Genomic DNA, 26317 nt, shown 5'->3' with positions numbered 1-26317 from the left:
TTATAAAAAATATGAAACACTTATTAAATATAATCTTTTTATGGGCCACGGTTTTGGTGTCTGCACAAGAGTTAAAATCGCCTAATGGTGAGCTTGCCATGCAATTTTCAATTCAGACTGAAGGCATTCCAACATATAAGCTATCTTATAAGGATAAACCAGTAATACTTTCCAGTAGTTTAGGGTTGGAATTAAAAAATGATGATAAGTCGTTGTTAAATGATTTCGAAATCACAGAAACAGAAACGGCAACCTTTGATGAGACTTGGGAACCCGTTTGGGGAGAAAGTAAAACCATTAGAAACCACTACAACGAATTGGCGGTAACGCTTAGCCAAAAAGAAACCAATAGGGTTATGCGCATTCGTTTTCGTTTGTTTAATGACGGATTGGGGTTCCGGTACGAATTTCCAAGTCAAAAGAACTTAGTGTATTTTATAATCAAGGAAGAGCGTACCCAGTTTGCCATGACAGGCGACCATACGGCCTTTTGGATTGCAGGTGATTACGATTCTCAGGAATACGATTATACCGAATCGAGACTATCGGAAATCCGCCAAAAGTTTGATACTGCGGTAACACATAATGCTTCACAGGAACAGTTTTCGAAAACAGGGGTGCAAACGGCATTAATGATGAAAACCGATGATGGCTTGTATATTAATTTACACGAAGCCGCCCTAATAGACTATTCCTGTATGCATCTTAATTTAGATGATGAAAATATGGTTTTTGAATCTCACTTAACGCCCGATGCCGTAGGAGACAAAGGCTATATGCAAGCCCCATGTACTTCCCCATGGCGCACCATAATGGTTAGTGACGATGCACGGGATATTTTGGCTTCAAACATCACCCTAAACTTAAACGAACCCTGTAAAATAGAAGATACCTCTTGGATTAAACCAGTAAAATACATGGGTGTTTGGTGGGAAATGATCACCGGTAAAAGTTCATGGGCCTATACCGATGAGTTGGCAGCCGTTCAATTGGGGGTTACCGATTATTCTAAAGTAAAACCTAACGGAAAGCATGCCGCCAACAATACCAAGGTAAAGCAGTATATCGATTTTGCAGCCGAACATGGATTTGATGCCGTATTGGTTGAAGGTTGGAATGAAGGCTGGGAAGACTGGTTTGGGAAATCTAAAGACTATGTTTTTGATTTTGTAACGCCTTACCCCGATTTTGATGTCGAGGAAATACATCGATATGCAAAATCAAAAAATGTAAAAATGATCATGCACCATGAAACTTCAGGTTCGGTTCGTAATTACGAACGCCATATGGACCAAGCCTACCAATTTATGAAAGACCATGGTTACGATGCAGTAAAGAGTGGTTATGTGGGCAATATACTGCCAAGGGGAGAACACCATTACAGCCAATGGCTAGTAAACCATTACCAATATGCAGTTGAAAAAGCTGCGGAATATCAAATTATGGTCAATGCACATGAAGCCATAAGGCCTACCGGAATTTGCAGAACCTACCCTAACTTAATAGGTAATGAATCGGCAAGAGGTACGGAGTTTCAGGCCTTTGGAGGCTCTAAGGCAAATCATGTTACCGTATTGCCGTTTACACGGTTAATAGGAGGGCCTATGGATTATACGCCTGGTATTTTTGAAATGGACATCAGCAAACTCAATCCAGATAACAATTCACATGTGAATAGTACTATTGCCAATCAGTTGGCCTTGTATGTTACCATGTATAGCCCGTTACAAATGGCGGCCGATTTACCCGAACATTACGAGCAGTTTATGGATGCTTTTCAATTTATTAAAGATGTTGCCGTAGATTGGGATAAAAGCGTGTATTTGGAAGCAGAACCGGGCAGATACATAACGGTTGCAAGAAAAGAAAAAGGAACTAACAATTGGTTTGTTGGAAATGTTAATGGTGAAGCCACCAGAACATCAATCATAACATTCGATTTCTTGGAAAAGGGCAAAAAATATCTGGCTACCATTTATGCCGATGCCAAAGACGCTCATTATAAAACCAATCCACAGGCCTATACCATCAAGACCAAAACAATAACCAGTAAGTCAAAACTGTCACAGTTATTGGTACCTGGAGGAGGTTATGCTATCAGTATTAAAGCACTGAATTAAAATAAATACAATGAAGTATTTCAGAAACCAAAGATTACCATATCCTTTTGTTATTAGCCTAATATTGGGGTTTATCTTGCTCAACGTGTCCTGTAAAGAAGGTGAAGATAAGGAAGCTCCAAGTGAAAAAGCAGAAATAACCATTACAGAAAGGCAAGACATTCAACGTGTCGAGCCTCCCAATTGGTGGGTAGGGTTTAAGAAGTCGCAATTACAGCTACTGGTAAAACACACTAATATTTCAGAAGCCCTTCCGAGCATGTCATATCCGGGAGTAACTATCAAAAAAGTCCATAAAGCCGATAGTCCTAATTATTTGTTTATCGATCTCGACATTGATAGTGCTGCCAAAGCGGGAAAATTTAATATCACATTCAAACAAAACAATAAAACCGATTTAGTTTATACTTATGAATTAAAATCCAGGGAAAAACCAGCCGAGGATTACAAGGGCTTTGATAGTAGCGATGTGATTTATTTAATTACCCCAGACCGATTTGCCAATGCCAACCCAAGTAATGATATAGTAGAAACGTTAAAAGAAAAAAGTATCGATAGAGCGCATGATTATGCCCGCCACGGTGGAGATATAGAGGGTATAACCAATCATTTAGATTATATAGAAGACTTAGGTTTTACAGCTGTTTGGCCCTGCCCTTTATTGACTAACGATATGCCTAAAGGGTCTTACCATGGCTATGCTATGACCAATTTTTATGAAGTGGATCCACGGATTGGGACTTTGGCAGAATATAAAGAACTATCCCATCAATTGCATGAGAGAGGGATGAAGCACGTTATGGACCAAGTGGTTAACCATTGTGGATTGGAACATTGGTGGATGAAAGATTTACCGTTTAAAGATTGGATAAGCTATCAAGAAGCGTTTGAAAAAGAAGGGCGCCCAATAATCACTAATCACCGAAGAACTACCAACCAAGACCCTTATGCTTCAAAAGTCGATAAAAAATTAGAAACTGGAGGCTGGTTTGTTTCTGAAATGCCCGATTTAAACCAACAAAATCCATTTATGGCCAACTACCTTATACAAAACAGTATATGGTGGATAGAAACCTTACAGCTCAATGGTATTCGTCAAGACACTTACCCCTATTCAGATAAAACCTTTTTGAGTAACTGGGCAGGTGCAATTATGGAAGAGTATCCTAACTTTAGCATTGTTGGCGAAGAATGGAGTTATAATCCGTTGCTTATAGCGTATTGGCAAGAAGGCCATGCAAATAAGGATGGTTATGATTCTAATCTTAAATCAACCATGGATTTTGCGATGCAATCCAATATTGTTCAGGCATTAAATGAAGATGAGGCCTTTGATAGAGGATTGATTAAAATGTATGAAGGTCTGGCAAACGATTTTTCCTATGCCTCGCCCAAGGATATATTGATATTTCCCGATAACCACGATATGAGTCGTATTTTTACCCAATTACATGGTGATATTGTAAATACTAAAATGGCTTTAAGTTACATGTTAACACTTCCCAGGATTCCACAAATATACTATGGCACTGAAATTTTAATGAACGATTTTAAAAAACCGGGAGACCATGGTTTAATTCGTACCGATTTCCCTGGTGGCTGGACTGGCGATGCTATTAATGCTTTTACGGGAGAGGGATTAACCGAAGCCCAAAAAGACATGCAGTCGTTTCTAAAAAGAGTGTTGCATTACAGGAAGGATAGTGAAGCTATCCATAAAGGAGAAACCATTCATTTTGCGCCTAAAAATGGGGTATATGTACTGTTTAGGGTATATGGTGATGAAACCGTGGTACACATCATTAATAAAAATATTGAACCAGTGACTTTGAATTTGGATAGGTTTAATGAAGTAGGGTTATATGGTAAAAAGTTAATCAATATTATTAATGGTGAACGTGTGGGTTGGAAAGATAGCTTGAGACTTGAAGAGCAAGGCAGCCTTATTCTAACAACAAAATTATAGAAACAAAGACCTCACAGGTTTTAAAAAAGTATACCAATAAGTAAATTAAATCTAATACCCAACGATCTAGAGAGCTCCATATATGAAACCACTTGGCATTGTTGCATTCATAATAACGGTATTTTTTTCCTGTAAAAAAGAAAAAAATACCGATTCAGAGAATCCAATCTTGGGCAATGAGGAGGTCACCTTTATCATAAAAGACTTGCCTGAAGACCACGATTTTAGTTCAGATATTTATCTGTCGGGCGATTTTGAAGGTTGGTCTGGCGGCCGTGAACAATTCAAATTAAAGAAAGAGAGCAAACAATACCGTATTACCATTCCCAAATATCGGGAGTTTATAAACTTTAAATTTACTAATGGAAGTTGGGAAACCGTAGAATGTCAATTAGATGGTAACCCCATTGAAAATAGAAGCTACACGTTTACTAATAAAAATGAAACGGTTGCTATAAATATATCAAATTGGAACAGCAAAGCACAAGACGAAAGGCCGTCGACAGCTTTAAATAATGTGCATGTATTTGATGAGGCATTTGCTATGCCACAATTAAAAAGAACAAGAAAAGTTAGTGTTTATTTACCGCCAAATTACGAAACGTCAAATCTAAGCTATCCTGTGTTATACATGCAAGACGGGCAAAATGTTTTCGATTTAAAAACATCGTTTAGTGGTGAATGGGAAGTCGATGAAACCTTAAACAAACTCTATAACGAAAACCATTTTAGTTTAATAGTTGTGGCTATAGACCATGGCGGAGATACACGGTTAAGCGAGTATTCACCATGGGATAATGTAAAATATGGAAAAGGGGAAGGCGAAGCCTATGTCGATTTCTTAGTAAGTACACTAAAACCAGCAATCGATAAAGCATATAGAACGAAACCGGACAGAGAAGACACAGCCATTATGGGCTCGTCTATGGGAGGCTTAATATCACACTATGCGTTTTTTAAATATCCAGATTTTTTTGGGAAAGCTGCAGTTTTTTCGCCTTCATTTTGGTATGCCGAAGACTGTTTTGAATTTACAAAACAACATGCCAATTTAAGTGATTCTAAAGTGTACTATTTAGTTGGAGGAAAGGAAGGGGAAGATACGATTGAAAACGTGCGTAAGATGGAACTCTTGTTAAGCATGAACAATTTTCCAGAATACCATTTGGATATCGAGATCATAGAAGCAGGAATGCACAATGAGTCCTTTTGGAAAGCTGAGTTTAAAAAGGCCATAGAATGGCTGTTTAATCGAAAAGAATTCCTCGAGGCTATGCCTCTGGGTGTCCGTTGAAATTGTCATTCCCGTGAAATCGAAGATTCATGAATACAAAAATTTAAGAATATGTATATATGAATAAAACGGGAATCTAAATAAGAGAATTTCGGTTTTTGGCTTATAAAGGTTAAAATGAAGCGAGCGAAATATCTCTATGACTCTGCCTCTGTGATAGTTCGTTTCAAGAAATTTTTTATTGTTGATTAAATATGAGAAATAAGTTTATAGTTTTAATTAGTACAGTTTTTCTAATCTTAACCAGTTGTGCTAACAAAGCGCAAAAACAATCATCTGAAAATACATTAGCTGTAAACGACCAGAAAAAGAAAGTGGTTTATCAGGTGTTTACACGTTTGTTTGGAAATACCAATACAACAAATAAGCCTTGGGGCACTATTGAAGAGAATGGCGTTGGAAAATTCAACGATTTTACCAATAAGGCCCTAACAGAAATAAAAGATTTAGGGGTAACGCATATTTGGTATACAGGAGTGTTGCATCATGATGTTATTAGGGACTATACGGCATACGGTATTTCCAACGACGATCCCGATGTGGTTAAAGGACGTGCCGGTTCGCCCTACGCCGTAAAAGATTATTACAATGTAAATCCAGACTTGGCAGTTCATGTCGAGAACCGATTGGAAGAATTCCAGGCACTTATTGACCGAACCCATAATGCCGGACTAAAAGTAATCATAGATATTGTACCTAACCATGTGGCCCGAAATTATAAAAGCATATCCAAACCCAATGGTGTTAAAGATTTTGGTGAAGAGGACGATACTTCAGTCACATATCATGTCAACAACAATTTTTATTACAACCCGAAAGCGTCGTTTAAAGTCCCTGTATGGGAAGAAGGTTATCTGCCACTTGGAGGAGAACAGCATCCATTAATAGATGGTAAATTTGATGAAAACCCCGCAAAATGGACCGGCAATGGTTCGCGGTTATCACAGCCCAATATGGGGGATTGGTACGAAACGGTAAAAGTAAACTATGGGGTGTCACCCGAAGGCAAAAAGGATTTTGACGAGCTGCCCGCCGGATTCGATAACAAAGGCTACAAAGCACATTTTGAATTTTGGAAAGATAAAACCGTGCCCAATTCCTGGATAAAATTCAAGGATATAGCCTTGTATTGGTTGGAAAAAGGCGTTGATGGCTTCCGGTTTGATATGGCAGAAATGGTGCCTGTTGAATTTTGGAGCTATATGAATTCTGCTATTAAAATGAAAAACCCTGAAACCTTTTTGTTGGCCGAAGTTTATAATCCAGCGCTTTATAGAGATTACATTAAAAAAGGGAAAATGGATTACCTCTACGATAAAGTACAATTGTATGATACCATAAAGCATGTGGTGCAAGGTTACGGCAAGACGGATAATATTCCTCCAATTTTTGAAGGTTTGAAGGATATTGAACACCATATGTTGCATTTTCTGGAGAACCATGACGAGCAACGTTTGGCTAGCCCAGATTTTGCTGGACAAGCAGAAAAAGGCAAGCCGGCAATGGTGGTTTCGGCGACTGCTACAACAGCGCCTACCATGGTCTACTTCGGACAGGAAGTTGGAGAGGATGGCTCTGAAGAAACCGGATATGGAGACCCTACACGAACGTCTATTTTCGATTATGCTGGTGTGCCAGCCCATCAGCGATGGATGAATAACGGCGCTTTTGATGGCGGACAATTAACCGAAGAAGAAAAAGCACTTAGGGATTTCTACAAACGCTTGTTAAACTTTACCATACAGAGCCCTGCTTTAACTGGGGAATATCGGGATATTCATTCATATAATCGTAAAAACACCAAAAACTATAACGATAAATTGCTATCTTTTGTGAGGTGGAGCAATGAAGAAAAACTCATTATCATCTCCAATTTTGATGCTAACAAGGAATATAGCTTTAACCTAAAATTACCAGAAAGCCTTATTGATAAATGGGGCTTAAAACATGGTAAATACCAATTAAAAGATATGTTATACAATCAATATAGTTCTAATTTAACAATTCATAAAGACCAAGCAAGCATACCCATTACAATACATCCTTTGGAATCCTTTATTTTAAAAGTACAGTAATATGCGTTCATTAATTTTTGGCATTTTAATAACGGTAACCCTAACAGGGTGTGTCCATAAAAACCCTGAAGAGCAACCAGAGCCGCCCTTTGTTTGGGAAGCTACCAATGTGTACTTTTTATTGATCGATCGTTTCAATAATGGGGATGCAACCAACGATATTAATTTTGACAGAACATTAGAAACAGGTAAACTAAGAGGGTTCGAAGGAGGCGATATAAAAGGCATCACCCAAAAAATAAAAGAAGGATATTTTACCAACTTAGGAGTCAATGCGATATGGATGACACCCATTGTGGAACAAATACATGGGGGTACAGATGAAAATACAGGGCTTACCTATCCATTTCATGGGTATTGGGCTAGCGATTGGACGGCTATAGATCCCAATTTTGGTACAGCGGCAGATTTACATGAATTGGTAAGCGTAGCACATCAATACGGTATACGGATTTTGTTGGACGCCATAATAAACCACACTGGCCCCGTTACAGAACAAGACCCTGTATGGCCAGAGGCTTGGGTAAGGACAGAGCCACAATGCACTTATAAATCTTTTGAGTCGACCATAACCTGCACTTTAGTAAAAAATCTACCCGATATAAAAACCGAAAGTAATGCCAATGTAGACCTGCCTCCCCAATTGATTGAAAAGTGGAAAGCAGAAGGGCGCTACGAGCAAGAAGTGACAGAATTAGATGCATTCTTTGAACGTACAGGATACCCAAGGGCACCACGATTTTATATTATGAAGTGGCTAACCGATTATATTACCAAGTTTGGTATTGATGGTTATAGGGTTGATACCGTAAAACATGTCGAGCCTTATGTATGGCAGGAATTTAAAGATGAATGCGATTATTCGTTTTCAGAATATAAAACGAATAATCCAGATAAGGTATTAGATGACAATGCGTTTTATCTAGTAGGAGAAGTGTATAATTATGGTATTTCAAGTACTAAGGCCTTCGATTTTGGAGATAAAAAAGTAAATTATTTTGATGATGCCTTCAGTAGTTTGATCAATTTTGAACTGAAATGGAATGCGGCCCAGCTAACTACAGAAGCGATGTTTAAACGCTATTCAGATATTCTGAATTCAGAACTAAATGGATATGGCGTATTAAATTATTTAAGTTCACACGACGACAGTCAACCTTTTGATGCTGCTCGTAATAAGCCTTTTGAAACAGCCACCAAACTATTATTAACACCAGGCACAGCACAGATTTATTATGGTGATGAATCGGCACGAGCCTTAATTGTTGAAGGCACACAAGGCGATGCTACGTTGCGCTCGTTTATGAATTGGGAGGCGATAAAGAATAATTCAAGAACACAAGATATTTTGAGGCATTGGCAAAAGTTGGGGCAATTCAGAAAAAACCATCCTGCTGTAGGTGCTGGCAAGCATCAAATGATTACCCAGAAACCTTATGTGTTCTATAGAAGTTACCAAAGCAATAACTATAAAGATGTTGTTGTTATAGGGTTGGATTTGCCCAATGGCGAAAAAGTATTGGACGTCTCAAAAGTATTTGAAGATGGCGATCAATTACAGGATGCTTATTCGGGAAAAACAATACAGGTAAAAAAAGGTAAAGTAGTCATTAATACTCCTTTTAATATTGTATTGCTGGAGAAGCAATAGCCTATAATATAAAAGCAATGGTGTGATTAATAGCCATTAATAAAGGCTCTGGCAAATAATCTTTATCCCAAGGATGCGATGCTCCAAAAACATGGTTAGCGCCTTCAATAACATATAGTTCACTGTTGTTGTTCCATTCGTGAAGTTGATAGGCTTCATCTATAGAAACACTGGTGTCTGCGTTACCGTGAATGATTAAATACGGGATGTTTAATTGTGAGACAGCGCGTTTAATGGTAAGTCGCTCTTCATTAGCAATAAAGTCTTCGTAAAACTGATAGTAATGTGGCATTTGTTGTTTGGTGCGTCCGTTTAAAACATATTTTACACCTGTTTTTTGCCATTGTTCCAAATCGCCTATTGTCGCCGTTCGTTTTCCAAAATCACAAACCCCTGCAAGGCTAACCACTTTCGTGATACGTTGGTCTTCTTGGGCTTTTATGGTAACTATACCGCCTCCCCGGCTATGGCCAATTAAATTGATATGGTCTAAATCGCCTACGGATTTTATGGTATTGTCATTAAAAACCCAATTGATTACAGACTCTAAGTCGTCCAGTTCCTTGGTGTAATTGTTATTGCCAAAAGCCTCTAAATCTGGAAAATCAATAGGTTGTTCTATGGTGCCACCATTATGTGAAAAATTGAATTTTATAAAGCAAAAGCCTGCTTCGGCAAAGGCCTTGGCCATTAAGTTCCAGGCGCCCCAATCTTTAAATCCTTTATAACCATGGCAAAAGATAACGATGGGCTTAATAGTGTCGTTTTCAGCATAAAATACATCAGCAAGTATGGGCTTGTTGTGTTTTCCTTCTATAATTATATGCTTCAGTATATTCATAATTAAACCTCCTTTTCAATAAAATTAATAGATGGGTTACAAATTTCGATAATAAGATGTTTGAGTTCTGTTTCAAAAAGGGAAAGGGTTTCTGGAGTAATTAAAGCTTCTTTTGTAGCGCCATAACCTATTTTGTCTTTTTTTGTGAATTTAATAAACCCTGAGCTTAAGTTTTTAAACGATACAATACCAGCTTCAACAGGTAATTGTATTTGTTTGGATTGTAACATCATGTAGGCGTATGTAAGCACTTGAAAGCTTTTGCTATACCTGGTGTAATCTGTTGTGATGTCTTCCCAATCTATAACTTCAACTTGGTTTTGCTGTACGTTTCCCGTTTTATAATCTATAATTCGTGTTAGGCCGTTACATTCATCAATTCGGTCCACTTTACCAGTAAGGTTTATTGGAAATCCTATTTCTGGAATATGGATGGGAACCAGATTATTGGCTTCAATAGCCAGTATTTTTATAGTATTTCCAGCTTCTAAATTTTTTAATTCCAAATCTAAAAAGTTAGCAACATAGCGTTTGGCAATTTCAAAGATGATTAAATTTTTACCCTTAGAAATATCACCTTCTTTGTATTCATTTTTAAAATGATGCGTTACTGTTCTGGAAATATTTGACCTGAAGGTTTTTATAATTTCTGGTGTTAGAAATTGTCCTTCCAAAGGTTTATAAAAATCTTCCAAAGTGTTATGAACCACTGTTCCTAAAGTATTAGCAGCAATAGTTTCTTCAACATCCTCTAATTCTTTTATGCCAAGTATTTTTTCATAATAAAAATCTATTGGGTTGCGCATATAGTGGGTTAAGGAAGAGGGCGAAAAGCCTTTTGCTGCGATAGATTTTAGTTTATGAATAACATCTTCTGATTTTTGTATTATGTTTAGCGATGGTTTAATTATAGGTACATCTGGTGCTATAATGCTGTGGTTAATATGGTGGATGTTTTCTATTTCCAATTGCGTTATGAACCTGCTTTTTTCGCCGCCAACCAGCACATCTGCTTCAGTATTGTATAATATATAAACATTTTTGGCCCGTTGTAATAATCGGTAAAAGTGATAGGTGTAAACAGCGTCTTTTTCTTTGAAGGTGGGTAAATTGTTTTCCAATTTAACATCAAAGGGAATAAATGAATTATTGGTTTTTCCGGCAGGTAACAAGCCTTCGTTTACAGATGAAATAATGATGGTCTCAAAATCCAAAACACGGGATTCCAGCATTCCCATAATTTGAAGCCCTTGCAGCGGTTCGCCTTGAAAATCTAAGGTTTCCGAATTCAATAATTCCTTATATATCCCATATAGTGTCGATACACCCTTAATATGGTTATATGCTGAATTTAATCTTGACAATTCATTGAATAAGACGTTAAAGCGGAATACATATTCTAAGGCCAATAAATTAGATGATTTGTTTTCATCGAGATGGGCCTTTAATAATAAAATTAAGGTAGTACAGTTTTCAATAACACGATCTATAGATGTTTCCCAGCCTGAAAACAAAATGTCCAGAAGATCATGAGAACCTGAGGTCATTCCTTTCAGTTGTGCGTTGGAGACATATACTAAATTGTTGGTGTTTATAGTATTGATGATAGTGATGGCATGATCTTCATTTTCATGTATAAATAAAGGCCTTATAAACTGATGGGATAATATTTTAATGATGTCTTTAAAATAAAATGTCTTGGAGTCCCTTTTATGAATTTCGAATAAGCTTTGAAAAAGTGAGGCCAATGGTACGGACTTTAAGGGAAGACCCATGGTAATATTTAAAGCGTCAAGGTCTTTAGGTAGCGAGTTTAAAACAGGAATTAGCAGGTTTTCATCCCCTAGAATAACGGCTGTATTTTGTAGTGATGTTTGTTGTTGCTTTAACTTTTTAAGAATGCTACCAATGTATTTGGCCTGTCCTACTTGCTTGGGAATACCATATACCGAAATGTTTTTCTTGGTACTGTAATGATTGGTTATCCAATTAAATGGGTGGTGGTTAAAATAATTCCATTGGGCTTTATGTTGTCTTACAAATAGACCTGCATCGTGTATGTTATTTTCTATAAATACTTGGTCTATATCCCAATAAATTTGAGCCAAGTTGTTTTCCAGTAATTCTTGAATGATTATTTCTTCGGCTGTGTTTAAGGCATTAAATCCTAAAAAGATGTGGTTTTTGTTAGAGTTGCTTTGAATGTAATTAGATATGTTTTTGGCGGCTTCGCGATATATCAACCCTTGATAACCTATCTGCTTTTTTAACATGGATTTGGTGAAATGGGTATAATAGCTGAAGAGTTTATTCCAGAAAGCCAGATATTTTTTAATGAAATCTGTTTGTTGCTCTTCTAAGGACCAATGCTGATGTTCAATTTCTTTTATGGCACCCAGGTAATTAAAAATCTTTTCTTGAGGCACCAAATAGCGATCTATTTCATTAAAATCCTGAAGTAGGAGCTGTCCCCATTTAGAAAAAGACTCAAACGATTCTGTAGCTTCTTTAGGGGTTAATTGCAGGTAACTGTTATAAAACAGAAAAAGAAGTTCGGTGTTGGTTGTTTTCTTTAGCTGCGATAAATCTTCTACAAATTCTTCAATACTAAGAATTTTAGGAGAAAATATAGGTTGGTCAATAAAATGATGAAGTTGGTGTTTTAGAAAAAGTCCAGCCCTTTTACTTGGTAAAATAAAAGTTGTTTCGGTTAAGTTTATTCGCTTTTCTTGTAAGTCGGTTAGAACATCAAAAATAAATGTTGTCATTATATAAAAATAAAAAACGCTTCGGATATCCGAAGCGTTTTTAAACTTATTTTAAAATTGTTTTAGCTTATTATTTTGCTAAGTTAATTTCAACACGTCTGTTGTTAGCTCTACCAGCTCTAGTTTTGTTAGTATCGATTGGCTTAGACTCACCGTAACCAAGTGCAGAAAGTCTAAATTCGTCAACACCATTCTTAACTAAGTAATCTTTTACAGAAAGCGCTCTAGCTTCAGATAAAGATTGGTTTAATTTTTCGCTACCTACGCTATCGGTATGTCCTTCAACTGTAAATTTAGCAGTTGGGTACTCATTAAGGATACCAATAATATCTTTCAATACTTCTTCAGATTGAGATTTGATAGTAGATTTACCAGTATCGAATAAGATCGTTTTAGCGTACTCGTTTAATGTCTTTTGAACTTCTTCAGTAACTTCTGGACATCCGTTGTTAGCAACAGTACCTTTAACGTCTGGACATTTATCGTCTTTGTCTAAAACGCCATCACCATCGGTATCTGGCCAAGGACAACCTTTATTGGCAGCAGGACCAGCAGTGTTAGGACAAGAATCATCACCATCTGTAACACCGTCACCATCAGCATCTGGACAACCAGCTAAAGATTTTAAACCAGCAACTGAAGGACAGTTATCGTTTTTATCGGCAACACCGTCACCATCAGAATCTGGACAACCGTTAAATTCAGCAGCACCAGCTTCGTTAGGACAATCGTCTTTGCTATCTTCAATACCATCACCGTCAGAATCTGGACAACCATTAAAAGCTTCTAAACCAGCAACGTCTGGACAAGCATCGTCTTTGTCGTAGATGCCATCACCATCTGTATCTGTTCCTCCAAATTTAATAGAGATACCAGCAGAATGTTGGAAATGTGTATCTAAATAGTCTTCGAAAGCATGCTTGTATGAAGTCTGTAAAGTAAGACCAATGTTTTCGCTAAACCATACATTGAAACCTAAAGTACCATTTAAAGTACCAGCTCCAACTTCGTCAACCCAAGTGTAACCACCACCTACACCAATATATGGATCAAAGGTTGTGTCTTCTAAGAAGTTGTACTTAATAGTTCCGTCTACACCATAGTAAGATAAATCGTCTGCTTCTGCTGCATCAGGAGTACCAGGAACCTCTCCCCAGCTCTCAATTTTATTGATTGATCCTGTTACACCAAAAGAAAATCCATCACTTAAGTATTTAGAAACAGAAATAGTGGTTAATGATGGTAAAATGTTGTAGTTGTCTGTGTCAACAAACTTACTAAAGATAGTTTCACTAGCTTCACCATTTCCAGTGAATAATGCACCATCTCCTGAAGGGAATGCATCTACTGCATTTACACCAATAGTAATTTGCCATGGGTTGTTTTTGTCTTGCGCATTTACGTTGCTATACCCAAGTACAAGCAACATAGCGAACAATAATCTGCTAAGATTTTTCATATTCAAAAAGTTTAATTTTTAAGTGTTAATTGCAAACAAATGTAAGTTGTAAAAATTTATTAACAAAGACAAATATATAAAAATATTGAAGACAGTATCAATCCTTATGTATTATAAACTCAACTTTCTTAACAAGAAAATACGATTAAAAGGACGTTTTAGGTGTTTATATCCGTGGAAAAATCTTTAATACCTGTATGTAAAAGCTGTAAATAGACTGTGGTTATGTTGTTGTTTTTTAGTTGGTTTATACTTTTTCTACTTCAATATTTTTATTTGTATATACCAAAAATTTGTGTTTAACTTTATAATGCATTTCTTCTAAAACATCTTGATATAACTGTAACTGTTGCTTGTGTGATTTATTGGCTTCTCCCGTTTTATAATCTATGATTATGGCTTCATTTTTGGAATTTACCACAACACGATCTGGTCTCAAAACAATATTTTGATGGGTTATAATATCTTGTTCATTATAAATGTTAAGATTGGTGTTAAAATAAGGGCTTAATTCTGGGTGTTGTACTATGTTTAAAACTTGTGTTTTTAATAATGTAGCTTGTTGTTTGTCCATCATGCCTTGGCTAAGATGTTGTTCAATTACAAGGTCAACATCGTCTTTTGTGGATATTTGGGACATAATATCGTGTAATAAGTTCCCTTTTTCGATAGCTTTTTCTTGATTAGTATCCCATAAAAACCCAGATTTAGTAACAATATTAATGTTATGGTCTCTTTTGTTCGTAGAAATGAATTCCAACGATGTTTTGCTTGGTATATCTAATACTTCCTTCTTTAAGGTGCTTTCCAATTTTCCAAAACGATAGGTTAATTGGGAGTCGTCCCATAAGTTAAGATGTTGCAAATAATTAATTAGCAAACCAGAATATTTTTTCGACCTAGCCTCATCTTTTAACATGCTATCGTTTTTAGAGATAACATAGAGTTGTTCAACGGCGCGCGTTAAAGCCACATACAACAAATTTATGTTGTCTAACTCTTGTTCTGACTTATGGTTATTATATATGGTCTTGCCAATTTCCCCATAATGTTCAAAATCTTTATTAAAATTGATTAGTGTATGGCTAAAGCCATGGTAGGTCTCCGGGTTTATAGGAAACCATTCTTTAGGCTCGCGTTCCAAATAAATATCTAAATCGGCATAAGGAAAGATGACTACTGGAAACTCAAGCCCTTTAGATTTATGAATGGTCATTATTTGTATGGCCTGCTCTTCTTTGGGGGATATTATGGTAAAGGTTTCTTTCTTTTTATCGAAATAATCCAAAAAGGCCAGTAAATCTGAACCTAGTTTTTGGGAGAATTCCAAAACCAAATCAAGGTAGAATTGCACATAAGCATTACCGTGTTTTACCAAGTTAAAGCTTCTAATAATAGTTTCTACTAACTCGTACAAAGGTAGTTGCAATAAGCTATCGTAACTTAAATGCACCTCATAGGCTTCAAGACTTTTAAATAGGTTTGGTAGCGGTTGGTTTATATGCTTACTAAAAAAAGAATGTTTATCATCTTCGTTGAATGCATTGGCTAAGTAATTTAGAACAGCAACTTTAACCGTGAGGTTTTTGGGTTGTGTTAATAGCGTTAATACATTATTTATAAAGGTAACTTCGGGAGCATGGGCAAGCATTAAGCCATCTTCTGAAATAACATTTATATCGTCGTGAGTCGATAAAAATGAAGCCAAATGTTTTTCGTCCTTTTTATAACGTGTAAGTATGCAAATATCTTTAAGTGTATATCCGTTTTGTAAGCATTCACGAATGGTTTGTAAAACCTTATTGGCATACAGTTCGTCTTTGTCGTCATCTTTTTCAATGTTTAAAAAAGATAATTCCACATAACCCTGTTCTTCTGTAGAAGGGTTTTGGTGCGAGCTTTTATATAGGCTTTTATAATCTTCTTTGCTAAAAGTATTATCCGATAAAAACGTAAAAAAGCCATTATTAAAGGAGACAATTTCCTTAAAACTACGGTAATTAAATTCAAGGTTGTTAACCTCTTGTTCAATTTGAAAAGGTAACGTTGATTTATTGAATAAATTAATAAACTGTTCGGCTACACCGCCACGCCACCGGTAAATGGCCTGTTTGGCATCGCCCACGATCATGGCGCTACCGTTTTCTGAAGACAGGGCATTGTCCAGAAGAGGTATTATATTTTCCCATTGCAGTTTAGAAGTGTCCTGAAATTCGTCAATAAAATAATGTCTAAACTTTTCGCCTAAGCGCTCATAGATAAAGGGCGTGGGCTGGTTTTTAATTTCGTTGCTTATAATGCTGTTAAATTCAGAAATCAGCAATTTGTTTTGTTCTGTTTTTAAGGCTTCCAGTTCGTTGCTTATAGCGCTTAAAACAGATAGAGGGATAATGTTTTTGTGAAAAGCGGTTAAGAATTTTAGTTGAAAAACATTATGTTTAGTAGCATCGAAGGCTTTTGCTAATTGAGGCTGAATGTCATCTATGGTAGCGGCTATGGCAGTGGTGACTCGCTTTGGGTAAAGGGTTTTGGTCGCTAAATCTTCTTGCCACTTGGCATTAAAGTTAAGATCGAAATTTTTGTTGCTCAGTTTGGTGAAATGTTTCGGGAGATAACCTGATGAAAAATCGGCATGCTCTAAACCAGCTTCATCTATTAAAGTTAAAATGCTATTTGCCTTTTGGGTAATTTGTTCCTCTAATGCTTTTATTGAGTCAATTAAGAGTTGCTTAAGGGCTTTAAAATCACCCAAACTTTTAGGGGTTAATGTTTTAACAAACGGAGCGTCGTTTTCGTTAAAAAGAAGCCTGCCTATTTTGTTAAAGTCTAAGGTAATATCCCAGCTCTTATCATCATCGGCTTTTTCAATGGCAAAATCAACCAGTGTTTTTGTTAAGGTATCATCACTTCCTGCTTTAGCAATCAAGCGGTTTACAGCTTCATTTAAAAGTGTGTCTTGGTCTAGTTCAACTTCAAAATTCAAAGGTAATTTTAAGTCGTACGCAAAAGTTCTTATTAATTTATGGGTAAAGCCGTCAATGGTAGATATGTTAAATGCCGCATAATTATGAACCATAATATGTAGCAATCGTTTTGCCTTGCTGTGGAGTTGTTTAGGTTCAATAGCCAATTCTTCGCATATAGCTTCAAACATGCTATTAGGGTGTTCTATAATGGTATCTTCTGAAAATTGCTTGAGTGTACCAATAATGCGATCCTTCATTTCGGCCACAGCCTTATTGGTAAAGGTTATCGCTAGTATGTTTTTAAAGCGGAAGACATTATTGGATTGGAATAAAATTTTTAAAAATTCCTTTACTAGTGTATAGGTCTTACCACTTCCTGCAGAGGCATTATATACTGTAAAAGGGCTATGGTTTTGCATCAATTAAAATTTGATTAAAAGTACGTGAATTTTTTCATTTGAAAATCCAAGGCGAACAAATGAAAACAAAATTATGGGCTAACAAAGTGGTTGCAGAGCATAGTCGAAAGTTAGGTTATTGATGTGAAACTAAATTTAATTTTTCACAGAAAATAGATAAAAACTATTAATGGTTGGATAACAATTTATTATTTTTAATTAATCTGTTTTATGCGTAAATTTGAAATCGTTTAATATTAAAATCTTAAAACAAAAAATTATGGCTTTTGAATTACCAGAATTGGGATATGCTTATGATGCTTTAGAACCTCATATAGATGCACGTACAATGGAGATACACCATTCTAAACATCATGCAGGGTATACAAACAATTTAAACAATGCTATTGAAGGAACCGATTTAGATGGTAAGTCTATTGAAGATATCCTTGCTAATTTAGATATTAATAATGCTGCCGTAAGAAATAATGGTGGTGGATTTTATAACCATTCTTTGTTTTGGAGTGTAATGAACCCAGAAGGTAAAGGTTATTTATCCGGAGAATTAAAAGATGCTATTGAAGCAGCTTATGGCTCTAAGGAAGGATTTGAGGAGGCTTTCTCAAAAGCAGCAGCTACACGTTTTGGTTCAGGTTGGGCTTGGTTATGTGTGCATAAAGGAGGAAAAGTAGAAGTTTGTTCTTCTCCAAATCAAGATAACCCATTAATGCCAGGTGTAGGCTGTGGTGGTACCCCTATTTTAGGGTTAGATGTTTGGGAGCATGCCTATTATTTAAATTACCAAAACCGTCGTCCAGATTACATTAAGGCGTTTTTTAATGTTATTAACTGGAACGAAGTTGAAAGACGTTACGCTGAAGCAAAGTAAGCAGCGAACCAATTCTGAGTTGATCAGAATTGTGTGAGTCGCTTATCCTGAGCTTAGCCGAAGGATCTCTTTAAGTGAAAGAGTAATTCAGCGAACCAATTCTGAGTTGATCAGAATTGTGTGAGTCGCTTATCCTGAGCTTAGCCGAAGGATCTCTTTAAGTGAAAGAGTAATTCAGCGAACCAATTCTGAGTTGATCAGAATTGAGTGAGTCGCTTATCCTGAGCTTAGCCGAAGGATCTCTTTAAGAGAAAGAGTAATCCAGCGAACCAATTCTGAGTTGATCAGAATTGAGTGAGTCGCTTATCCTAAGTGTCACATTAAATGATTATTTGTAATGTGAACATGAAGGGATGCTTATTATAAATTAAGAAGTCGCCTAAAATTTATTTTAGGCGACTTCTTTTTTGGGGAAATTCCAGAAAATGAAAAAGGTGAACTTTCGTTCACCTTTTTGCCCCAAATCTACCATAAACTTAACCTACTTATGTTATGGTGGCACAAATTTATGTTAGTGGTACTATTAAAAAAAATAATTTAGGTAAACGGCTAATATATTGGCTTAAGGGGGATTAGGATTTGCTGTAGAGGGTTAGAATAGTGCACAAAAAAAAGGCGAACGAAAGTTCACCTTTTTAGCCCCAAATCTACCATAAACTTAACCTACTTATGTTATGGTGATCCGAATATATGGGAGCTTAATACAACGGAAAAATATTTTAGGTAAACTACAAATATATCGGCTTAAAAGAGTTTTATAAAAACTTGATGTAAAAGAAAGCTGTCTTATAGGGAGTTGAAGAAAAAACTTAAAAAAAAGCATAAAAAAAGGCGAACGAGAGTTCACCTTTTTTTGCCCCAAATCTACCATGAACTTAACCTACTTATGTTATGGTGATACCAAGGTAAATCTAAAAAACATAATTCGCTTATTTTCTAGATGAACGGCACTTTTTTTAGATTAAAAGCTTATTTTAATAGATTAAAGGTCAAAATTATGTTAACTCAAAAAAATCAATAAGCACGCTCTTTGTTGCCTTCGTAAAAGTTAATAAAAGCTCTATTTACAACCCTGTTTCCTCCAACTGTTGGATAGTTGCCTGTAAAGTACCAGTCACCTAAGTCATTAGGGCAAGCTTTATGCAAATTGTCCACACTTTGGAAAATAATTTTTACTTCAGATTCTATGCTTTCATCGCTTAGTAACTGTGCTATTTTATCTGAAATTTGCTCGTCTGTAAATGGAGCATAAATTTCTTTTACAAAATTTTGCACATATTTATCGTCCAGTTCGGTTTGCTCGATACATTTTTTATAAACATCCTCTACAATATGGTATTGATCGGAATCCTTTAAAAGTTCCAGTGCTGCTTGAAATGCGACCAAACTTTCTAAGTTAGCCATATCGATACCATAACAATCTGGATAGCGAATTTGTGGAGCAGAAGAAACCACCACAATTTTTTTAGGATTTAACCTGTCCAGCATTTTTAAGATACTTTTCTTAAGGGTTGTACCACGAACAATACTGTCGTCTATGATAACGAGGTTATCATTTGGTTTAATAACACCATAGGTTACGTCGTAAACATGTGCTACTAAATCATCCCTGCTACTATCTTCTGTAATAAAGGTTCTAAGCTTAACATCTTTAATGGCTATTTTTTCTACTCTTGTGCGTTCTGATAGAATGTCGGTTACTTCTTCGGCCGAAATGGAACGTTGTCCGCTTAAAATGGCTGCCGTTTTCTTTTTGTTAAGTAAAGCTTCGGCCCTTTCAATCATACCAAAAAATGATGTTTCGGCAGTATTGGGAATATAAGAGAATACCGTGTTTTTTGTATCGTTGTTGACGGCATCCAATACCTGTGGCATTAGCAATTCTCCAAGTTTTTTGCGTTCTTGGTAGATTTCGGCATCACTTCCGCGGGAAAAATAAATACGTTCAAAAGAGCATGATTTTCTTTCTAATGGTTCCAGTATTTTTTTAATGGATACCTTACCCGATTTTTTAGTAATGATGGCATGCCCTGGATCCAGCTCCTGTACGTCTTCAAACTTTACATTGAATACAGTTTGAATTACTGGACGCTCTGAAGCGATTACCACAACTTCGTCGTCTTTGTAGTAATAAGCGGGTCTTATACCTGCTGGATCTCTTAAGACAAAAGCATCTCCATGGCCAATAAGTCCAGCCATAGCATAACCGCCATCCCAGTTTTTGGCAGCACGTTTTAAAATCTTGGATACTTTTAAACGTTCTGCTATAAGTGGTGAGGCTTCCCTTTTGTTATAACCCTCTTTTTTTAGGTTTTTATAAATTTTGCTAACAGCATCATCTAGGAAATGACCAATTTTTTCCATAATGGTTATGGTATCGGTGTATTCTTTAGGATGCTGTCCCAGTTCTATAAGGTTGCTAAAAAGTTCTTTAACATTGGTCATGTTAAAGTTTCCGGCCATTATAAGGTTTCTGTGCATCCAGTTATTTTGCCTTAAAAATGGATGTACACTCTCTACGCTGTTTTTTCCAAAAGTGCCATAACGTACATGTCCCAGTAGCAATTCGCCTATATAAGGAATATGCTTTTTTTGTAAGGCAACATCGTTACTGTATTCGGGGTGCGCTTTAAATTCGTTGTTAATGCGCTGGTTAATTTGAGCAAATATATCTTGAATGGGCTGCTGCTGAATGGAGCGAATTCTACTAATATATCTATCGCCAGGCTTAGTGTCTAATTTAATACTTGCGAAACCAGCACCGTCTTGCCCTCTGTTGTGCTGTTTTTCCATCATAAGGTACATTTTATTTACCCCATAAAAAGCAGTGCCATACTTTTCCTTGTAGTATTCTAAAGGTTTTAAAAGTCTAATTACGGCTATTCCGCATTCGTGTTTTAAAGCGTCACTCATTTTTAGTTTTCAATTTATTCGCTTCCAGATGGTTATTGGTTGCGAAAATATTATGTTAATTAAAAAACGCGCTTCTTTTAAGCGCGTTGAGATTCTGTTAATTCTATATCAAACTGTGTTAATTGCTTAAACTGCATTAATCGTTTATGTACTTCGTTGTTAGATAAATTAATCATGCGTTCTGTTCCAAATTTTTCAACGCAAAACGAGGCTAAAGTAGAACCATATATAATAGCGTTCTTCATGTTTTCAAATGAAAGGTCTCCTGTTTTGGCTAAATAACCTGCAAAACCACCAGCAAAGGTGTCACCAGCTCCAGTTGGGTCGAAAACTTCTTCTAGCGGAAGTGCTGGGGCATAAAATACATGCTCATCATGAAATAATAAAGCACCGTGCTCCCCTTTTTTAATTACCACATATTTTGGGCCCATGGCTTGAATTTTTCTGGCAGCAACCACCAGTGAATATTCGCCAGTTAGCTGTCTCGCTTCTTCATCGTTTATGGTGATAACGTCTACACGCTTAATAACGTTTAATAAATCGTTTAGAGCGCTGTCCATCCAGAAGTTCATGGTATCTAAAATAGCCAACTTAGGTTTTTCTACCATTTGGTCCAATACACTTAATTGTGTTAGTGGGTGTAAGTTGCCTAACATAACAATTTCGGCATCTTGGTAATTGGCTGGAACTTTGGGGTTAAAATCTGCTAGCGTGTTGAGCTCTGTTACTAAGGTATCCCTAGAATTCATGTCGTTATGATAACGACCGCTCCAAAAGAAGGTCTTTCCTTCCTTAATAATTTCAACACCGGAAAGGTCGATGTTTCTATCAGATAATAAATCTAAGTAATCTTGAGGGAAATCGCCACCAACTACCGATACCGCGGCGGTATCTACATTAAAATGTGAGGCGGCCAGCCCAATAAAAGTTGCGGCACCACCAAGAATTTTATCGGTTTTACCGAAAGGCGTTTCTATAGCATCAAAAGCTATGGTGCCAACTATTACTAATTTACTCATAAATGAGAAGCGCTAATTTTTTGCAAATATAAGCCTTTAAATAGTAATACAAGAATATTTTTATGGGGTTAAAGGGATGGGTTATTTTCTGCCAAAATCCGCGGGAATTTCTCCCCAGGCTTTGGTTTCCCATTTCACAATAACAGTTGTATAGGTGTTGGTATTTAGCCAATTAACAGCTCGATCAACTAACTCGAAAAGCGTTTTGTTCTTTTCTGTGCGTTCTAGTTTTGTATTGCACGTTTTCTTTTTAACCCAACTTATTGCTGTTTTGGAGTCGGTATAAATAATACGATCGCTATTATTTTTTTTCAATAGGGCTAGGCCATGTACTATAGCTAAAAACTCTCCTATGTTATTAGTGCCTTCTTCAAAAGGCCCTTGAATGAATAATTGTTTTTTTGTTTTGGTATCTACGCCACGGTATTCCATTTTACCTGGGTTGCCACTCGATGCTGCGTCAACCGCAATGGAATTATAGTTTGGTAGGCCAATCTTTTTTAATTCAGTTTCAGAAAGTTCACTTTTAAAAGCAGCCTTTTTACCTATATAGTCTTTATGGTTGCCTTTTAGGGCTTTTTTAGCAGCGTCAAACGATTCAAAAGCTTTGTATATGGCACCTTGGTAGTCTTTTATTTGGGCCTTACAGTCGTTCCACGTTTCAAAAACACCAGTTTTATGGCCTTTCCAAACCGTGTAATATTTTTTCTTTTTTTTGCTCATTTTGTCATTCCGCGTGTTATATTGAGTTTGTCGAAATAAAGGCAGGAATCTATTTTCATTTTGACGCATTAATATAAGACATGTCGACTGCGTTCAATATGATAGTATTATTGCTTTAAAAGTTTCTCCACTACCTTAGGGAAGTGTTCCATTTCCAGTTCATGGATTTTAGCAGCAACAGTCTCGGCCGAATCGTTTGCTGACACATCACATTTAGCTTGAAATATAATGGCGCCTTCATCATAATTTTCGTTTACATAATGTATGGTGATGCCGGTTTCGGTTTCATTATTGGCAACAACGGCTTCATGCACGTGCATGCCGTACATGCCTTTGCCTCCATATTTAGGTAATAAAGCAGGGTGTATATTAACGACTTTATTGGGAAACGCATTTAAAATGGATTCGGGCATTTTCCATAAAAAACCAGCAAGGACAATTAAATCAGGATTGGCGCTCTTTAAAATATTTAGAACGTCATTAGTTTTAGAAAAAGCTATTCGGTTAAAGGATAATGCGCTAACCTTAAGTTTTTTTGCTCGGTCTAAAACTTTAGCCTGTGGATTATTTGTAAGCACTTGTATTACAGAGGTGTTACTGCTGTTTTGAAAAAAGGTAATTAAGTTTTCGGCATTAGACCCACTTCCTGACGCAAAGATGACGATACGTTTCATATATACCTGTGATGTTAAATTATTCGAACAAAAAAAAGAATAATTATTAACAATTAGAAGGGAAAATTTAAATACTTAAAAGTTATTTTAGTAAATTACAGACACATTTTTAAAGTAAACACGTGTTTTAAAAATAAAGTTTTTTATTTTTGCCAACTAATTAAAACTTAAAATTAAAAGATTATGTCAGACATTGCATCAAGAGTAAAAGCGATTATCGTTGACAAATTAGGTGTTGATGAAAACGAAGTAGTAACAGAAGCTAGCTTCACAAACGATTTAGGAGCAGACTCATTGGATACTGTAGAATTAATCATGGAATTCGAAAAAGAGTTCGATATTCAAATACCAGACGACCAAGCTGAAAATATCGCTACAGTAGGTCAAGCTATTTCTTATATAGAAGAAGCAAAATAAGCACAATACTTTATGGAATTAAAGCGAGTTGTAGTCACAGGATTAGGGGCTTTAACACCAATTGGCAATACCAAAGACGAATATTGGGAAGGCCTAGTTAGTGGGAAAAGTGGTGCTGCGCCTATAACATATTATGATACCGAAAAGTTTAAGACCAAGTTTGCTTGCGAAGTCAAAAACTTTAACGCGACCGATTTTATAGACCGGAGAGAGGCTCGTAGAATGGATAAGTTTGCACAATACGCTATGGTTGCAGCCGATGAAGCCATTGCAGATTCCAAATTAAATCTGGACGAAGTCAACAAATTGCGTGTTGGTGTTATATGGGGTGCAGGAATTGGAGGATTGGAAACCTTTCAGCAAGAAGTTTTAAACTATGCTGCAGGTGATGGTTCACCAAGATTTAACCCGTTTTTTATTCCTAAAATGATTGCAGACATTGCGCCTGCAAACATCTCTATCAAGCATGGCTTTATGGGACCTAACTATACTACGGTTTCTGCATGCGCCTCTTCTGCTAATGCAATATTCGATGCGCTAAACTCTATTCGTTTAGGACATTGTGATGTAGTAGTTACTGGAGGAAGCGAAGCAGCAGTTACCATTGCAGGTATGGGAGGTTTTAATGCTATGCATGCGCTTTCAACCCGAAACGAAAGTCCAGAATCGGCTTCACGTCCATTTGATGGAACGCGTGACGGTTTTGTATTAGGCGAGGGTGCTGGAGCTTTGGTGTTAGAGGAGTATGAACATGCTAAGGCTAGAGGGGCTAAAATTTATGCTGAAATAGCGGGAGGGGGATTGTCCTCCGATGCTTATCACATGACAGCACCTCATCCAGATGGTATAGGGGTTATAGCCGTGATGAAGAATTGCTTGGAAAATGCTGGCTTAAAACCAGAAGATGTAGACCATATTAATACCCATGGAACTTCTACGCCTTTAGGAGATGTGGCCGAGCTTAAAGCAATTTCAAGTGTATTTGGGGATCATGCTAAAAACATAAATATTAATTCAACCAAATCAATGACAGGACACCTGTTGGGGGCAGCTGGTGCAATAGAAGCTATTGCTAGTATTTTAGCAATAGAGCATGGTATTGTACCGCCTACAATAAACCACAGTACGCCTGATGAAAATATTGATCCTGAATTAAATTTAACCCTAAATGAGGCGCAAAAAAGAGAGGTTAAGGTAGCCATGAGTAATACTTTTGGATTTGGAGGACACAATGCCTGTGTAGTATTCAAAAAAATAGACTAAATCCCGAATGAAATAAGCCAATAATAAATTAAACTTTACAGTAAAATGACACATGGTTTATTATATCTGAAAATAAAATAACAATTATCAGATGAGCATCATTCGCAACATATTAAATTCCCGTTATAAAGGTAGCGGGAATTTTTTTATGGAATTAAGAAAAATCCTCGGGTTCAAGCCTAAAAATATAAAGCATTACGTTACTGCTTTCACCCACCGTTCCATGAATATTAGGGATAAAAAAGGGAATGTCATTAACTATGAACGGTTAGAGTTTTTAGGTGATGCCATGTTAGGGGCTGTAATAGCCTCCCATTTATATACCGAAGTACCGAGTGGAGACGAAGGCTATTTAACCAAAATGCGTTCTAAGGTGGTAAGTAGGGAGCATTTAAATGAACTGGGGAAGGAACTGCATTTAATAGACTTGGTTGAAAGTAAAATTCCTCCAGGACAATTTGGAGATAACATACACGGTAACTTATTCGAAGCTTTAGTTGGAGCCATATTTTTGGATCGAGGTTATAAATACTGTGAAAACTTTATTTATAAGCGTATTATAACACCTTATGTAGATATTGAAAAATTAGAAGGTAAAGTAATAAGCTATAAAAGTTTATTGATAGAATGGTGCCAAAAGGAAAAGAAAACATTTGGTTATAATGTTTATGAAGATACAGGTAACGACGATGTTAGGCATTTTTCCGTTAAGCTATCTATCGATAATAAAGTGGTAGCTAAAGCACGGGCTACCTCTAAGAAAAAGGCCGAAGAAAAAGCATCAAAGCGCGCCTTTTTTGCTTTTCAAAAAAGCATCTCTAAAATGATTTAAAAAAAAGGCCTGTTGAGAAATTAACTATAACGTTTTAGTTTATTTAATT

At 36.5% G+C, this 26317-nt stretch carries 17 protein-coding genes; 9 read left to right on the top strand and 8 right to left on the bottom strand.

Annotated elements, in window-relative coordinates; genetic code table 11:
• Window positions 1-11: 11 nt before the first annotated feature.
• From MR062_RS05805 to MR062_RS05785, 5 genes are all read left to right on the top strand, one after another.
• Window positions 12-2120 carry a glycoside hydrolase family 97 protein gene (locus tag MR062_RS05805; protein ID WP_242203145.1) on the top strand — a complete coding sequence of 703 codons (2109 nt, stop codon included), beginning with the start codon at window positions 12-14 and terminating at the stop codon, window positions 2118-2120.
• A gap of 10 nt (window positions 2121-2130) precedes the next feature.
• Window positions 2131-4086 (top strand): glycoside hydrolase family 13 protein, encoded by a 1956-nt coding sequence (locus tag MR062_RS05800; RefSeq protein WP_242203144.1) that lies wholly within the window; start codon window positions 2131-2133, stop codon window positions 4084-4086.
• Window positions 4087-4168: 82 nt separating this feature from the next.
• On the top strand, window positions 4169-5380 hold the full coding sequence (locus MR062_RS05795; RefSeq protein ID WP_242203143.1) for an alpha/beta hydrolase: 1212 nt from the start codon (window positions 4169-4171) through the stop codon (window positions 5378-5380).
• A 194-nt stretch (window positions 5381-5574) separates the two neighbouring features.
• Window positions 5575-7455: an alpha-amylase family glycosyl hydrolase gene (locus MR062_RS05790; protein WP_242203142.1), complete on the top strand. Its 1881-nt coding sequence runs from the start codon at window positions 5575-5577 to the stop codon at window positions 7453-7455.
• Window position 7456: 1 nt separating this feature from the next.
• Window positions 7457-9106: an alpha-amylase family glycosyl hydrolase gene (locus tag MR062_RS05785; RefSeq protein ID WP_242203141.1), complete on the top strand. Its 1650-nt coding sequence runs from the start codon at window positions 7457-7459 to the stop codon at window positions 9104-9106.
• Window position 9107: 1 nt separating this feature from the next.
• Here MR062_RS05785 and MR062_RS05780 read toward each other — a convergent pair whose 3' ends face one another.
• From MR062_RS05780 to MR062_RS05765, 4 genes are all read right to left on the bottom strand, one after another.
• Window positions 9108-9947 carry an alpha/beta hydrolase family protein gene (locus MR062_RS05780; RefSeq protein WP_242203140.1) on the bottom strand — a complete coding sequence of 280 codons (840 nt, stop codon included), beginning with the start codon at window positions 9945-9947 and terminating at the stop codon, window positions 9108-9110.
• A gap of 2 nt (window positions 9948-9949) precedes the next feature.
• Entirely contained in the window at window positions 9950-12715 is a 2766-nt protein-coding gene (locus tag MR062_RS05775; RefSeq protein WP_242203139.1) for a PD-(D/E)XK nuclease family protein, read from the bottom strand.
• Between the two features lie 70 nt (window positions 12716-12785).
• Window positions 12786-14174: an OmpA family protein gene (locus MR062_RS05770; RefSeq protein WP_242203138.1), complete on the bottom strand. Its 1389-nt coding sequence runs from the start codon at window positions 14172-14174 to the stop codon at window positions 12786-12788.
• 247 nt (window positions 14175-14421) lie between these two features.
• Window positions 14422-17559, bottom strand: coding sequence for a UvrD-helicase domain-containing protein (locus MR062_RS05765; protein WP_242203137.1), 3138 nt, complete (start codon window positions 17557-17559; stop codon window positions 14422-14424).
• Window positions 17560-17818: 259 nt separating this feature from the next.
• On the opposite strand from MR062_RS05765, the gene MR062_RS05760 reads away from it, so the two are divergent.
• Window positions 17819-18427: a superoxide dismutase gene (locus MR062_RS05760; protein WP_242203136.1), complete on the top strand. Its 609-nt coding sequence runs from the start codon at window positions 17819-17821 to the stop codon at window positions 18425-18427.
• A 1014-nt stretch (window positions 18428-19441) separates the two neighbouring features.
• On the opposite strand, the gene MR062_RS05755 is transcribed toward MR062_RS05760, so the two are convergent.
• The 4 genes from MR062_RS05755 to purN form a co-directional block, all read right to left on the bottom strand.
• On the bottom strand, window positions 19442-21340 hold the full coding sequence (locus MR062_RS05755; RefSeq protein WP_242203135.1) for an amidophosphoribosyltransferase: 1899 nt from the start codon (window positions 21338-21340) through the stop codon (window positions 19442-19444).
• A gap of 77 nt (window positions 21341-21417) precedes the next feature.
• On the bottom strand, window positions 21418-22359 hold the full coding sequence (locus MR062_RS05750; protein ID WP_242203134.1) for a PfkB family carbohydrate kinase: 942 nt from the start codon (window positions 22357-22359) through the stop codon (window positions 21418-21420).
• A gap of 81 nt (window positions 22360-22440) precedes the next feature.
• On the bottom strand, window positions 22441-23082 hold the full coding sequence (locus MR062_RS05745) for a ribonuclease H1 domain-containing protein (RefSeq protein WP_242203133.1): 642 nt from the start codon (window positions 23080-23082) through the stop codon (window positions 22441-22443).
• Between the two features lie 107 nt (window positions 23083-23189).
• Window positions 23190-23756: a phosphoribosylglycinamide formyltransferase gene (gene purN / locus MR062_RS05740; RefSeq protein WP_242203132.1), complete on the bottom strand. Its 567-nt coding sequence runs from the start codon at window positions 23754-23756 to the stop codon at window positions 23190-23192.
• Between the two features lie 183 nt (window positions 23757-23939).
• On the opposite strand from purN, the gene MR062_RS05735 reads away from it, so the two are divergent.
• From MR062_RS05735 to rnc, 3 genes are all read left to right on the top strand, one after another.
• Window positions 23940-24173: an acyl carrier protein gene (locus MR062_RS05735; RefSeq protein ID WP_008269813.1), complete on the top strand. Its 234-nt coding sequence runs from the start codon at window positions 23940-23942 to the stop codon at window positions 24171-24173.
• 12 nt (window positions 24174-24185) lie between these two features.
• Window positions 24186-25436, top strand: a complete 1251-nt coding sequence (gene fabF, locus MR062_RS05730; RefSeq protein ID WP_242203131.1) for a beta-ketoacyl-ACP synthase II — start codon at window positions 24186-24188, stop codon at window positions 25434-25436.
• Between the two features lie 91 nt (window positions 25437-25527).
• Complete coding sequence (gene rnc, locus MR062_RS05725; RefSeq protein ID WP_242203130.1) at window positions 25528-26268, top strand: ribonuclease III; 741 nt, start codon at window positions 25528-25530, stop codon at window positions 26266-26268.
• Window positions 26269-26317: the final 49 nt, after the last annotated feature.

Source organism: Aestuariivivens insulae, from assembly GCF_022662195.1.
GTDB lineage: Bacteria > Bacteroidota > Bacteroidia > Flavobacteriales > Flavobacteriaceae > Aestuariivivens > Aestuariivivens insulae.
Note: the sequence above shows the minus strand (reverse complement) of the source record. Positions and strands in the feature narration are given on the sequence as shown.